This window comes from Marinomonas algarum, assembly GCF_020532605.1.
Taxonomy (GTDB): Bacteria; Pseudomonadota; Gammaproteobacteria; order Pseudomonadales; family Marinomonadaceae; genus Marinomonas; species Marinomonas algarum.
On the sequence record NZ_JAJATW010000001.1, the window covers coordinates 273,290 to 286,364 of the forward strand.

Here is a 13,075-nt window from a genome sequence, read left to right on the forward strand (position 1 = left end):
TTATAAGGCAACTGGGTAAATGCTTTGAGCATAATCCGATAAATCTTGTAACATAACCATTTTATGGTGCGGCAAATCAGGTGTTTGAGCGAGACGATTAAGACGCTCAAAATACGCCTCCATATGAATAGAGCCACCGCCCTCTTTATCAAGCAAACGCAATTGACGGTATTCTTCCCACTCTTCACCCTGCTGCTCGCTCAATTGATCAGGGTAATTACGCCCAATATACCGCATCAACATTTCAGGCATGCGTCTGTCATCAAAAGATAAGGCCAATTCGGACAACTGCTCCGGAGCCGTTGATCTGATCGTTTCCATTCGCGCTTTATCATCACGAGAGAAAAATCCACCTGAATACAACATCACATCAGGGTCTTTATCAATGGGCCTTTCTTCTTGTGCAAATACGTCAGTGATTTTAGCCACTAAACCTGCGCATTGTTTTAATATGGCTAAATTTCTACGACAGACCTCACCGTCCAACTCTAAACGCTTTACCACCTCTTTATCTTTTAAAAAGGTACCCGGCGCTACTGCAGGCGACTTATTATAATGAATCACTTTTAAAGGAAGTCGTTCAATCTCACCGAGTGCTTCTTGACGAGAAAACACACGACGACGAATCTCTTCAACACCTAGATCCACCAATGGCTGTGCGTCTGACATTAAATCAAACACCACCACACCATTTTTGTTGATCGGGTGAGGCGCAAGAGGTGCAACAAACGCCGCGTATTTTTTCGCCTGTCCGAACATGCCAGAAATATGCAAAAAGGGCTTCGTACGAGCAAGATCGATAAACTGTTGCAACTCATGTTTTTGTCGCATTTTAAAATAATAATCGAAAAGTTTTGGCTGTTTTTCTCGGATTAACTTGGCAATCTCAATAGTGCCATACACATCCGACAAGGCATCGTGCGCTTGCTCATGAGCAATATTATTCGCCTTTGTCAGTGCCTCTAGCTTCATCGACACCTTACCATCTTCACCTTCAGGCCAAATAATGCCTTCGGGGCGAATCGCATAAGTCATGCGCACTAAATCGATAATATCCCACCGAGAACAGTTGTTTTGCCATTCGCGTGCATAAGGGTCAATGAAGTTTCGATAAAAGCCATAACGCACCACTTCGTCATCGAAGCGTATGGAGTTATACCCCAATGCACAGGTTCCCGGTACAGCCAATTCCGCTTCAATCGCTTGCATAAACTCCGCTTCGCAAAGCCCTTCGCGGTTGGCATCTTGCGGACTTATTCCTGTCAACAAACAGGCTTCAGGATGCGGCAAGACATCTTCCGCCAGACGGCAGTAGAACATCACAGGCTCGCCGATGCGGTTAAAATCAAGATCGGTTCGGATACCTGCAAATTGCATAGGACGATCCCGAGCGGGATCCACACCCGTTGTCTCAAAATCAAACCAAAAAAACGACGTTGTGCCTGCTGAACTCACAAATAATTCCTATTAGCCAATAAATTTGATGAGTATTATACGCACCTTAGACGGGATTTGTTAAAATGCATTCACCCTAAATAGCAGTGAACATCGCCTTTTTAGCTTTAAATTGATTAGCGGACGCTAGGAGTAAACTGTGACACCCTCAAAATCTTGTCCATGCGGAAAACACCAGCCATACGACGATTGTTGTGGTGTTTTTCACCAACAACCTGGAACGGCCCCTACAGCAGAAGCCCTGATGCGATCACGATACAGCGCGTTCGCACTGGGGTATTTTGATTATATTGAGGCGACTCAAGAGATTGATACCGCGCCCCCCCCATCTGACAGCCAAGAAGAAGACGCTGAAACAAACCCACCTACTCTTTGGACAGGATTGGATATTCTTTATACAGAGAAGGGATTAGAACAAGATAACACGGGGAAAGTCCGCTTCGCCGCACACTTTAAAGAAGGCCATTACACCGGCAGCCTGAAAGAAATGTCACTGTTTGAAAAAAAAGACGGCCAATGGTTCTACGTGTCAGGCGAACATGAGGTCAGTCACAAAACAACACCTTCACATACTGCCGTTGATAAAGTCGGTCGTAACGACCCTTGCCCTTGCGGATCAGGCAAGAAATATAAAAAATGCTGCGCAACAAAGTAGGCGTATTGAAGCACTTTAAACATGCCCTAACACATACAAAGGACACCTTTACTCATAGAGGTGTCTGTTTTTTTTAGACTTAGCACAAATCTATTAACTCACCGCACGCCATTTCGCCTCTATTTCTCGCAGTTCATCAGCAATGCTTAAAAAACTAGCGACGAGCTCAGGATCAAAATGCTGCCCCGCTGATTGTTGTATGTGCTTTAACGATTCGTCGATTGTCCAACTTCTTTTGTAGGACCTTTCCATCGTTAATGCGTCGAATACATCCGCCAAACTCACAATGCGCGCAGATTGAGGAATATCCTCACCGGATAAGCCATACGGATAACCTGAACCATCCCATTTTTCATGATGCCCTAACGCGACTTCAGCAGCGAGTTTAAACAAAGGCGCATCACTTTTAATCAAAATTTGATGCCCTATCACCGTATGCTGGCGCATCAGCTCCCATTCTTCATCCGTTAACTTATTAGGCGATTTCAGGATTGAATGAGGAATCCCAATTTTACCTGCATCATGCAGTGGCGCCGCAAGCTTAAGCAACTCTACGTTATCCTCGCTCCAACCGATAGATCGCGCCAAAGCCGCACAATAATCCGCCATTCGCCACATATGGACACCTGTGTCTGTATCATGGATTTGGCTTATCTCACCGAGCATACCAATTGCAGATTCAAGTGAATTGTCTAGTTCTCGTGTTGTTTGCTCAATCACACGTTTTTTTCGCAAGCTTTCTTCTGCCAACTTTAAATGTGTTGCCACTCTGGCAAGGGTCGTCAAAGGTGTAATTGGCTTGGTGATAAAGTCAACACCCCCTAGCTCAAAACCTCGCTGTTCGCTGTGCACGTCTGTCATTGCAGTCAAGAAGATAACAGGAATGTCGGCAGTGACTGGATTGGCTTTTAGCTGTTCGCATACTTCAAAACCATTCATATCAGGCATCATAATATCAAGCAGAATAATATCCGGCAGCGATCGATTAATAATATTTAATGCCAGCTTCCCGCTTTTCGCAATCTGCACTTGGTATTTAGCCGAAAGAATATCTTTCAATATATCAATATTTGCAGGCACGTCATCTACAATTAATACACGCTTGCTTTTAACCGCCGGTGCGCTCATTCGCTCTGTCATCATAATCACCTAACCTACTCCAATAGTGTCGCGGTACAGGCATCGTTTAAAACCTTGCACCTTTAAGATTGCATCTTGGTAGTCGTAAGAAACGACATCATCGATTGCTGTTTTGAGTGTTTCTACACCACTGCATGCACCACATTGATCAATAATAGAGCGAAGCACGCTTTCTGATTCGATTGCGCCTTGATGCAAATGATCTTCCAATATCGATAGCTGCTGCAACACCGCCACCAAGCTACGTCGTTCAAGCTTCCCTTGATATTCAGATTGACGATTTGTCGACTTGATCAGCCTATCATTGATGATCAAGGTTTCGACTTTGTCCATTAACAGATGTGGGTCCACTGGTTTTAACAAGTAATCATCAATACCGAACTGGGAGAAATCTTCTTTTTGGATATTAAAAACATCCGCTGTTAAGACAATAATCGGCGGTTTTTCTTCGTCAAGTGCCGCCATGATCTTTTGGCTCGCTTGATAGCCATCCATAGCAGGCATTCTTATGTCCATTACAATCAGGTCATACTTGTTGTAACGGGCCTCTTCGTAGGCTTTTAAACCATTTTCAACCCACACTACGGTTGCGCCCATTTTTTGCATAATGGCCGTTGCAATGCTGGCGTTAATCTTATTGTCTTCTGCTAACAGAATGGTCATATCCTTGAACACACAGGGTGAATGCACACAATCCGTCGTATCAGATGGAGCGCGGTCTTGCTCCATCAATTTCATGTCAGCCATCTTGTCATGCAACGCACTCGGCGTGAGTAGACCCATTGCAGGAAACTGGCTCAACTCTAATGGCGCCTGACTGCTTAGAAAAACGACACGAGAAGCAAGGTAATGATTGTGCTGCTGTAATAGCGCTTTCTCACTTTCTACCCAGTCCTTACTGACCAAAACAGGAAGCGTTGTTTCTAGCAAGTCTGCTTGCCCCTTTTGCTCAGCCTTTACATTTAGCCTTTTCAGCTGATATTGACCTTGTCTGTCTTGATCTAAAACCGCAAAAACAGGCAACAATGGCTTATTCTGCTCGCCTTCCGTGCAATAAGGTAGCTGCACCGTAAAGAGGCAACCTTGCTTGTCATGGCTGGCGAAAGAAATGCTCCCCCCCATTAGTTCGACCAATTTTCGGCTGATGCTCAACCCTAACCCTGTCCCACCGTATAAACGGGTTGTGCTGCTGTCTGCTTGCTTAAACATATCAAACACATCAACCCCTTCCGCAATACCGATGCCCGTGTCTTCCACCTCAAACACCAAACAAGATGGGTCTGAAAGTGACACCGTAACTTGGACACGCCCTTGAGGGGTAAACTTGATGGCATTGCTCAACAGGTTCGTCAACACCTGCTTTAACTTAGCCGCATCTCCGACACAATTATCTGACAGAGAAAAATCACGGCAGACAATCAGCTCTAAGCCCTTTTTGTGAGCCGCCACTTCGTTACTTTGATAAAGATACTCCAGCAACTCGTCTAGGCTAAAAGGCTGGCTGTCTAACTCCATATTACCCGATTCAAGTTTTGAAAAATCGAGTATGCTGTTAATAATAGATAATAGATTGTCTGCAGAACGTTGAATTCGCTGCACTTTTTCGCGCACTTTTGGCTCAAGCTCGCCATCCAATAACAGGTAGCTGAAACCAACAACCGCATTCATTGGCGTACGGATTTCATGGCTCATGGTGGCCAAAAATTCCGATTTTACTTTTAACGCTTGCTCCGCCGATTGCACCGCATCTTCAAGCTCGCCCGCTAATTTCTGTGACTGCTTATAGGACGCTTTTGCCATACCTAACTGACGAAACAACATGGCAATAATGAACACCATGGTAAAGGTCAAACAGGCAATCAAAAAACCTAGGTACAAAAATAACCCTAGAGAGTCTTCCCTGTCCGATACCTTTTCTGCAGAGCGCGAAGCAAGACTTTCCAATACCAACAGTTCTGTTTGCTTTTGCACAAGCGCACTGCCTGCGATAAGAGTGGGGATGTTTTTTACACCCTTTTCAGAAAACAGATCTTCATCCATATTCGACATGGTGTTTTGTAGAGTAATCAGTGCTCCTTCAAATTGAGGCATCTTATCGAACAAATCTCTAAGCTGGCCCGTTTCGATGATGTGAATCCGACTGTACAAAATATCAAATCGCACCATCGCCTCATCGAGCCGCTGCGATGTAAAACCGTCTTGGAGTAACTGCAACGCATTTTTTAATTTCAGCGCTTCTCTATCAAGTTGATAAGACGCCCATAGGGCGTCCTCTTCTGCTGCAGACATCATACTTTTTTGATGCTCAACAACTTGAGCAAAAATAAGCGCTGAAGCGCCCATAAAAATACAGGCGGCAACGACTAAGGCAATGAAAGCCGAGTTTTTTCTGTCGCTAAAGCGTTGTAAAAAAACGTTCAAGAATAATCCTATGTATTAATCATTCGACTCGAATGGATTTTATCTGCCAGACAGATCGATTATGAATCACTTCATTGTTTAAGCTTGCATCCTCACTAAAAGGATATAATAAAAACAGAGGGCCTTTTTTTCTGACGGTCATTGGCTTACCGTTCACATCCATAGCCAACATCACGTTGTATTTTTTACTGTCTTCTACGGGCACAACGGCACTGTAATCGTTTAAGGCTGTCACTGACAAAGTATTAGAGCTTGCCCCTACCGCTTCCAACAAAGAGCGCAGTAATGGCCCACGATATTCATCGATCCCTTCACTCCAAGGCGTTGGTGTTTTTAGATCAACAACGTCCAATTTCATTAACATAGCTCGATCAAACTGCGCGGTTTTTTCAGCAGTATTGGTGTGCTCAATATTTCCCGTTACGGTAAGAATGACTCTACCTTCAGGCTTTGCGAGCGTTTCAGCTTGAACCTGACACGTTGCTAACATCCCTGACACTAACCATCCTAAGACATAACTTTTTTTCATCTAATCGACCTTGTTTTGACATTTTTTGTTGGCAACGGATTATAATCAAAATATTCCACTTGTTCGTCACTCTATTACGAAACAACACATCTCTTACGAAACACTACATTTCATTTTAAAGTGACAAAACCTGTTACATAAAGACACATCGACTCCCCTCGCAATATCAACCACTTCCTCACTGACATACTTCACCATCGTCGGTATACTGTGTCTATTCAAGACCAACCTCTTTCACTGAAAATACTTAAGAGCAAGGCGACCACTCACACACAGGTTCATAGACGCCTATTGATTTTTTTACATAATTAAACTCTCATCAATGACTTACAGCACTCTGCTTTTTAAGAACAAACACAATAAACTGTGACGGAAACAACCATGCATTCATTAACGATTGGGCCATTTACGAAGGCCAACGGCGACATTCAGATTCCTGGCTCAAAAAGCCTGTCCAACCGCATTTTACTGCTGGCTACGCTTGCCAAAGGCACCACAAAAATCACAAATCTTTTAGACAGCGATGACATTAAGCGCATGCTTGAAAGCTTAACCAAACTGGGCGTGAATTATCAGCTAGAAGATCAGGGTACGACCTGTGTCATAGAAGGTTTAGGCGGCCCAATTCAAGCAGATCATGGCGATCTCTTTTTAGGCAATGCAGGCACAGCCATGCGCCCTCTTACTGCCGCACTTTGCCTTGGCCAAGGAGAGTACTATTTGCATGGTGAGCCACGCATGCACGAACGCCCCATTGGCGATCTGGTCGATGCGTTGAGCTCATTAGGCGTTAATATTTGTTATGAGGGCGAAACCAACTACCCGCCCCTTCGCATTAAGTCTAATGGTTTATCAGGTGGTGAAGTCTCCATCAAAGGCAATATTTCAAGTCAGTTTCTCACCGCTATTTTGATGAGCGCCCCCATGGCGCAAGGCGATTTGACCATTAAAGTAGAAGGTGAACTGGTTTCAAAACCCTACATCGATATTACCCTGCATACAATGAAGCAGTTCGGCGTTGAGGTAGACAACCAGGACTATCAAGCCTTCGTGGTAAAAGGCCAACAGACTTACCAGAGTCCCGGCGAAATCATGGTCGAAGGTGACGCCTCATCCGCATCGTACTTTTTAGCCGCTGCCGCCATTGCAGGTGGAAAAATCAAGGTGCACGGTGTGGGTTCTGATAGCGTTCAAGGCGATGTGAAATTTGCGGACGTATTAGCGCAAATGGGAGCAAAAATTACTTATGGCCCAACCTGGATAGAAGCGGAACGTGGTCAACTCAATGGCGTAGATTTAGATATGAACCACATTCCAGACGCTGCCATGACCATTGCGACCACTGCACTCTTTGCGCAAGGACCGACCACAATTCGAAATATCTACAACTGGCGCGTGAAAGAAACAGATCGCTTGTATGCCATGGCAACTGAGCTTAAAAAGCTAGGAGTTGACGTTATTGAAGGCGAAGACTTTATCAAGGTCACACCAGCGACCACACTGCAACATGCCGCTATAGACACCTACAACGACCATCGTATCGCCATGTGCTTTTCGCTGGTCGCGTTTTCTAATACGGCCGTCACTATTAATGACCCTGGTTGCACCTCTAAGACGTTCCCAACGTATTTCGACTTGTTTAACAGCGTTGTCCGTTAAATCAAGCTACTTCGCCTAAAACAAAAAAGCTTCGATTTCTTGATTGAAATCGAAGCTTTTTATCACTCACTGAACGAAATCTCTAAAACCCAGTCCTTGCTGGCTTATTGAGCCTGCATCGCCAAGGCCATTTTATAAAGACTGTTTTTCTTCTCACCCGTCAATTTTGACGCCATCGCCGCCGCTTGCTTAACAGGCAAATCTTCTAACAATATGCTCAAAATACGCTTGGCTTCTTGCTCTGACTCATCGCCACTTTCTTCAGTGAAACTCAACATAACAACAAATTCCCCTCGCATTTGATTCGCGTCTTTATCAAACATCGAGAGTATTTCGGACGCGGTTCCTGAAAGAAAGGTTTCAAATGTTTTGGTCACTTCTCGGGCCAACACCAGCTGAGCGTCATCACCATAGACTTTCTGCACATCCGCAATCGAATCATAAACACGATGGGTGGATTCATAAAATACCACCGTACCCGCTTGTTTTTTCCAGGACTCAAACAGATCGCATCGCCCTTTTGACTTAGCCGGCACAAAACCCGCGAAAAAGAATTGATCCGTAGGCAACCCAGAGGCACACAAAGCGGAGATAAGTGCACAAGCCCCTGGCACCGGCATCACGTTATGACCCTTTTGTCGCAAAGCATGCACCACATGATAACCTGGATCTGAAATCAATGGCGTTCCAGCATCGGATACTAGGGCCACACTTTTTCCTTCGTCAAGTAGGCTAGCAACGTAATCTGCCTTATCTTTTTCATTATGGTCATGCAATGAAAACAGCTTCGCTTCAATCCCAAAGTGATTCAATAATCGGCGAGTATGACGCGTATCTTCTGCTGCGATGTAATCCACATCTCGTAGGGTTTGTTCCGCTCTCTTACTAAAGTCATCAAGATTACCTATTGGGGTTGCAACTATGTACAACGCCCCTCTCACATCATCAGAACTATGTGGTACCATGTTGCCTCTTTTATTTACCATTTTATACGTTTATGAGCCGAATTTATTACCGCATCATATCATTAACGCTCTGCTCTTTTCTGCTCAGTGCTTGTAATTCTGTCAATTTAAACAGAGAAGCAACGGGCACTAACGGACAAACAACAAACGCGGAAGAGAACATCTCTGAGCGTACTTTACCACCTAGTGTCTATCACCCTATTAAGACCACTGAGGCCAATAAAAAAGTTAACCAGGCATACCAAAACGCCCTTGATTTGTATGACACTAATGAATTTCAACAAGCGATCGCGTTATTAGAAGCATCCATTTTACCTACCGCTTCAACGAGGCAGTTTGATGGTTACCTCTTAGCCGCCCTTGCCGAGTCCAGACAAAATAAATTAACCGAAGCATTAGATTATCTACAGCAAGCAGAAACACTGCCTACTGCTCGCCATCCAGACAATCAGAATCGCCTTAAGGCCACTCAAGCTGCGGTACTTGAGCACGTCAATGATTGGCTGACAGCCGTTCATTTACGCATGGCGTTAGCCGATCAACTCCCTCTCAATGAGGGCGCTGAAAACCAAACAAGACTCTGGCTTGCTATCCAAAACCTTACTCAAAATGAAATGAAGGTGTTATATCAACAGCAGGATTCAACCTTAAAGGGTTGGTTAGACATCAGCACCATCCTACGAGACCAGTCGCTTTCGATCGAACAGCAACTGACTCTGTTTCACACCTGGCAAGCAAACCATCCCGACCATCCCGCTGCTGTCACCCCTCCCCAAGACTTTGTCATTATGGCAACGGTGCAAGAGAAACCACCTGAAAACATTGTCTTGTTGTTACCAATGAGCGGACCACTAGAGCGTGCTTCACAAGCCATTGTAGATGGCTTTTTAGTGTCTTATTACAACAAATCCGATGTAAGACCCAAAGTGACTGTTGTGAATACAGAAGAGTATGCAAATATCACGGATGCGCTGTCTGCCGCTAATGCCATCAATCCAGACGTCATTGTTGGCCCACTACAGAAAAGTAATGTTGCGCGTGTTAGTCAGATGATATTGCCTCACCCTGTTATTGCGTTAAACCAACTGGATTTCAATAAACAAAACCCAAACCTTTACCACTTCTCATTGTCAGCAGAAGATGAAATACATGAACTCATTACTTTTGCAAAACAAGAAGGCGCAACAACTGCAGCGGTGTTAAGTACGCAAGATACATGGGCGCTGAAACAGAGTGATGAATTTAACACCGCAGCGGCCGCAGAAAACCTTTCTATTGTATTCAGTCAGTCTTATGCCAACACCCCAAGAGGCAGACAACAAGCAATACAGTCACTGTTACTGGTTGACGAAAGTTACGCTCGAAAACGATCTATCGAGCGCTGGATAGGCTCAAATGTTGACAGTACGGCACGCTCTCGCAAAGACCTAGACTACGTGTATTACATCGGAAAACTCAATGATGCAAAGCAAATAAGACCCCTACTTGATTTTTACTTTGCAGATAAAATACCTATGCTGGCAAGCAGCACTCTGAACGACAGCGAACCTGAGTCATCAACCAAATCAGGCGATATAGAGCGTATTTTATTCACTGAAGTGCCCGCCTTATTGCAAGACAACACCACACTTAAAGATCTGCCGAGGAACAGTAATTCTAATATTCTTCGTAGACTGCAAGCGCTCGGCGCGGATGCGTTTTTACTGGCAAACAAACATACTCTTTTTACGTTATTGCCAAACACAAAAATAGCAGCAAACACAGGGATCATCACCTTGGATGATCAAGGGATATTTCATAAACGCCCTGAAATAATGACCTACCAAAAAGGAACTTTGGTGTATGCAGACAGCGAAAAATTCTTTGAGTCAAAACAAGAAATCAAAGAGTGATGGTATAAAAGCAGAACAAATGGCCGAAGATTTCTTACTCGAAAAAGGCCTTTGCTTTATTGAACGAAATTTCTTTTGTCGGATGGGTGAAATTGATCTGATTTTTTTAGATCAAGACACTTATGTGTTTATTGAGGTACGCTACCGTGCCAATAAGATACATGGCTCTGCCGCAGAAAGCTTGAGCGCCTCGAAACTCAGAAAAGTTCGAAAAAGTGCCTCACTTTGGCTACAGAAGAACCGGCAAGAACACTGTGCGTGTCGCTTTGATGCGATACTCTTTGACGAAAAAGTAGACCTACAACATTTAACATGGCTTAAAGCAGTATTTTAATCACTATGGATTTTCAAGAAGCAATTTATACCCAGTTTGCACAAAGTTTCGAAGCACAACAGCAGGCACTCGAAAGCTTACCGCCCTATATTGAACACGCCGCAAAAGTCATTTTTAACAGCATTGCTTCAGGCGGCAAAATTGTTTGCATCGGCAACAGTACAGGATCTCATCTGTCACAGTACTTCAGCACACTCATGTTGGATAGAATGGACAGAGAACGCCCAGGACTTCCCGCCATCAACTTAAGCGGTGATGGGTCTGCTATTCTTGCAATCACCCATAACGATAGCTATCACGATGTGTTTTCAAAGCAAATTACCGCGCTGGGTAACCCAGGTGATATCCTCTTTGTTGTCGCCAACCGCGGCAACACGTCCCCGATTATTCAAGCCATTCAAGCGGCTCATGAACGCAAAATGAGTATCGTGGCACTTACTAGCCCAGAGGCAAAAAATGTCTCTTCTCTAACGTCGCAAGACGATACAGAAATCAAAATTAACTTATTAGGCACAGCACGTGTACACGAGTGTCAACTCAGTGTCATACACATTTTAATTGACCTACTAGAACGCCAACTGTTTGGTTGCGAAGATTAGATCAATAAGACAAAAAAAGAGCCAAACAATGTTGGCTCTTTTTATAGTGACACCGCACTTTCATCATAGAAGCTTCAATAAAGCAGATTTATTTGACCACTTTTAATTGAAAGCCCTTTTTAGGCTCTGGCGGTGGTGTCGGCTCCATATCAAACTCTTCATCTGGAAACACAAAACCGTCGCCATTTTCTTTTGCGTACAGAGCCAATGCCGCACGAATCGGAACATAAACCTGCATAGGCTTACCACTAAACCGAGCCTCAAACGACACTGCCTCTTTGTCCATTATCAAATGACGCACAGCTGACATGCTAACGTTAAGAACGATCTGACCGTCTTTAACAAATTCTGTAGGAACAACAACGTCTTTCTCTTCCGCATTCACCAATAAATACGGTGTCATATCATTATCCGCAACCCATGAGTAAGCGGCATTCAGTAAATAGGATCTTTTTGGCAGCATATCGCCTCCTAACAAAACCAATATTCTTAAAACATAATAAAAAAAGGAGCACAGAGCTCCTTTTGCTATTTAACAGTGTTAGTCTCGCTTACTTAGTCGAGACGCATCTCTTGTTCTGCTTCTGAAAGACTCTCTTGAAATGACTCACGCGCGAAAACAAGATCCATATACTTGTATAAAGCTTTCGCCTGATCTTTAGGAAGGTCAACACCCAAAGCCGGTAAACGCCATAGAATTGGCGCTAAACAACAATCCACAATAGTGAACTCATCGCTCATGAAATAAGGCTTTTCTTCAAAGATAGGCGCAACATTCAGCAAACCTTCACGCAACTCTTTTTGCGCTTGAGCAATCACTTCTTTGTCTTTTGTCGATAAAATCAAGTCGACTAATTTCGCCCAATCACGTTGAATACGATACATAAACAAGCGACTTTCAGCGCGAGCAACTGGATAAACAGGCAACAGCGGTGGATGCGGAAAACGCTCATCCAGATATTCCATCATGACATTAGGCTCATATAAGACCAAATCACGATCTACCAATGCAGGCAATTCATTGTATGGATTTACGTCGGCCAACTCGTCTGGTTTATTAAACGGGTCTACATCTATGATATCAACTGTGACGGCTTTCTCAGCCAATACAATACGAACTCGATGGCTATAATGATCTTCCCCATCAGAAAAGAACGTCATTGAGGAGCGCTTAGCAATAACACCCATGTCTAACCCCTTTATTGAAAACTTCAAGATTCCCATTTTCTACGGGAATATATTATAAAACAGTGACGAAGCAAAAAAGGACAAGATGCCGCGCCAAAAACGAAAAAACAAAAATACACGCTGACTTTCGTTAAAAATCTATTCTAGCATTATTTCTGTCTGTTTTTTCGCAGAAAAGCTATTTTGTTACACACAATGTTATTTGCACATCAGGCACAAAATTAAGCTTTGTCTGAAG

General features: G+C 43.9%; 12 protein-coding genes. 5 read left to right on the forward strand and 7 right to left on the reverse strand.

Annotated features, from left to right (window positions below; all coding sequences use genetic code 11):
- Positions 1 to 1,455, reverse strand: a complete 1,455-nt coding sequence (gene sbcB / locus LG368_RS01340; protein WP_226752916.1) for an exodeoxyribonuclease I — start codon at positions 1,453 to 1,455, stop codon at positions 1 to 3.
- 139 nt (positions 1,456 to 1,594) lie between these two features.
- On the opposite strand from sbcB, the gene LG368_RS01345 reads away from it, so the two are divergent.
- A complete protein-coding gene (locus tag LG368_RS01345) occupies positions 1,595 to 2,110 on the forward strand; it encodes a YchJ family protein (protein WP_226752917.1) in 516 nt (171 codons plus the stop codon).
- A 93-nt stretch (positions 2,111 to 2,203) separates the two neighbouring features.
- Here LG368_RS01345 and LG368_RS01350 read toward each other — a convergent pair whose 3' ends face one another.
- From LG368_RS01350 to LG368_RS01360, 3 genes are read right to left on the reverse strand one after another with little or no spacing between them, the layout of a single operon-like run.
- Positions 2,204 to 3,253 (reverse strand): HD domain-containing phosphohydrolase, encoded by a 1,050-nt coding sequence (locus tag LG368_RS01350; RefSeq protein ID WP_226752918.1) that lies wholly within the window; start codon positions 3,251 to 3,253, stop codon positions 2,204 to 2,206.
- A 6-nt stretch (positions 3,254 to 3,259) separates the two neighbouring features.
- Complete coding sequence (locus tag LG368_RS01355; protein ID WP_226752919.1) at positions 3,260 to 5,671, reverse strand: ATP-binding protein; 2,412 nt, start codon at positions 5,669 to 5,671, stop codon at positions 3,260 to 3,262.
- A 19-nt stretch (positions 5,672 to 5,690) separates the two neighbouring features.
- Positions 5,691 to 6,200 (reverse strand): putative pterin-binding protein, encoded by a 510-nt coding sequence (locus tag LG368_RS01360; protein WP_226752920.1) that lies wholly within the window; start codon positions 6,198 to 6,200, stop codon positions 5,691 to 5,693.
- A 381-nt stretch (positions 6,201 to 6,581) separates the two neighbouring features.
- Between LG368_RS01360 and aroA the strand changes: the two genes are divergently transcribed.
- Positions 6,582 to 7,859, forward strand: coding sequence for a 3-phosphoshikimate 1-carboxyvinyltransferase (gene aroA / locus LG368_RS01365; protein WP_226752921.1), 1,278 nt, complete (start codon positions 6,582 to 6,584; stop codon positions 7,857 to 7,859).
- A gap of 104 nt (positions 7,860 to 7,963) precedes the next feature.
- Here aroA and rsmI read toward each other — a convergent pair whose 3' ends face one another.
- Positions 7,964 to 8,824 carry a 16S rRNA (cytidine(1402)-2'-O)-methyltransferase gene (gene rsmI / locus LG368_RS01370; protein WP_226752922.1) on the reverse strand — a complete coding sequence of 287 codons (861 nt, stop codon included), beginning with the start codon at positions 8,822 to 8,824 and terminating at the stop codon, positions 7,964 to 7,966.
- 32 nt (positions 8,825 to 8,856) lie between these two features.
- On the opposite strand from rsmI, the gene LG368_RS01375 reads away from it, so the two are divergent.
- From LG368_RS01375 to LG368_RS01385, 3 genes are read left to right on the forward strand one after another with little or no spacing between them, the layout of a single operon-like run.
- Positions 8,857 to 10,716: a penicillin-binding protein activator gene (locus LG368_RS01375; protein ID WP_226752923.1), complete on the forward strand. Its 1,860-nt coding sequence runs from the start codon at positions 8,857 to 8,859 to the stop codon at positions 10,714 to 10,716.
- Positions 10,667 to 11,050 (forward strand): YraN family protein, encoded by a 384-nt coding sequence (locus tag LG368_RS01380; RefSeq protein WP_226752924.1) that lies wholly within the window; start codon positions 10,667 to 10,669, stop codon positions 11,048 to 11,050. The genes LG368_RS01375 and LG368_RS01380 overlap by 50 nt, the downstream gene beginning before the upstream one ends.
- 5 nt (positions 11,051 to 11,055) lie before the next feature.
- Positions 11,056 to 11,649 carry an SIS domain-containing protein gene (locus LG368_RS01385; protein WP_226752925.1) on the forward strand — a complete coding sequence of 198 codons (594 nt, stop codon included), beginning with the start codon at positions 11,056 to 11,058 and terminating at the stop codon, positions 11,647 to 11,649.
- A gap of 88 nt (positions 11,650 to 11,737) precedes the next feature.
- Here LG368_RS01385 and LG368_RS01390 read toward each other — a convergent pair whose 3' ends face one another.
- Together LG368_RS01390 and LG368_RS01395 are read right to left on the reverse strand one after the other, a co-directional pair.
- Positions 11,738 to 12,112 (reverse strand): ClpXP protease specificity-enhancing factor, encoded by a 375-nt coding sequence (locus LG368_RS01390; RefSeq protein ID WP_226752926.1) that lies wholly within the window; start codon positions 12,110 to 12,112, stop codon positions 11,738 to 11,740.
- A 92-nt stretch (positions 12,113 to 12,204) separates the two neighbouring features.
- Positions 12,205 to 12,837 carry a glutathione S-transferase N-terminal domain-containing protein gene (locus LG368_RS01395; protein WP_226752927.1) on the reverse strand — a complete coding sequence of 211 codons (633 nt, stop codon included), beginning with the start codon at positions 12,835 to 12,837 and terminating at the stop codon, positions 12,205 to 12,207.
- Positions 12,838 to 13,075: the final 238 nt, after the last annotated feature.

Bases quoted from the DNA above. Each gene is read 5' to 3' on its own strand.
- LG368_RS01385 (WP_226752925.1), top strand. From the start codon at position 11,056: ATGGATTTTCAAGAAGCAATTTATACCCAGTTTGCACAAAGTTTCGAA.
- rsmI (WP_226752922.1), bottom strand. From the start codon at position 8,824: ATGGTACCACATAGTTCTGATGATGTGAGAGGGGCGTTGTACATAGTT.
- LG368_RS01395 (WP_226752927.1), bottom strand. From the start codon at position 12,837: ATGGGTGTTATTGCTAAGCGCTCCTCAATGACGTTCTTTTCTGATGGG.
- LG368_RS01350 (WP_226752918.1), bottom strand. From the start codon at position 3,253: ATGATGACAGAGCGAATGAGCGCACCGGCGGTTAAAAGCAAGCGTGTA.
- LG368_RS01390 (WP_226752926.1), bottom strand. From the start codon at position 12,112: ATGCTGCCAAAAAGATCCTATTTACTGAATGCCGCTTACTCATGGGTT.
- LG368_RS01360 (WP_226752920.1), bottom strand. From the start codon at position 6,200: ATGAAAAAAAGTTATGTCTTAGGATGGTTAGTGTCAGGGATGTTAGCA.
- LG368_RS01375 (WP_226752923.1), top strand. From the start codon at position 8,857: ATGAGCCGAATTTATTACCGCATCATATCATTAACGCTCTGCTCTTTT.
- aroA (WP_226752921.1), top strand. From the start codon at position 6,582: ATGCATTCATTAACGATTGGGCCATTTACGAAGGCCAACGGCGACATT.
- LG368_RS01380 (WP_226752924.1), top strand. From the start codon at position 10,667: ATGCAGACAGCGAAAAATTCTTTGAGTCAAAACAAGAAATCAAAGAGT.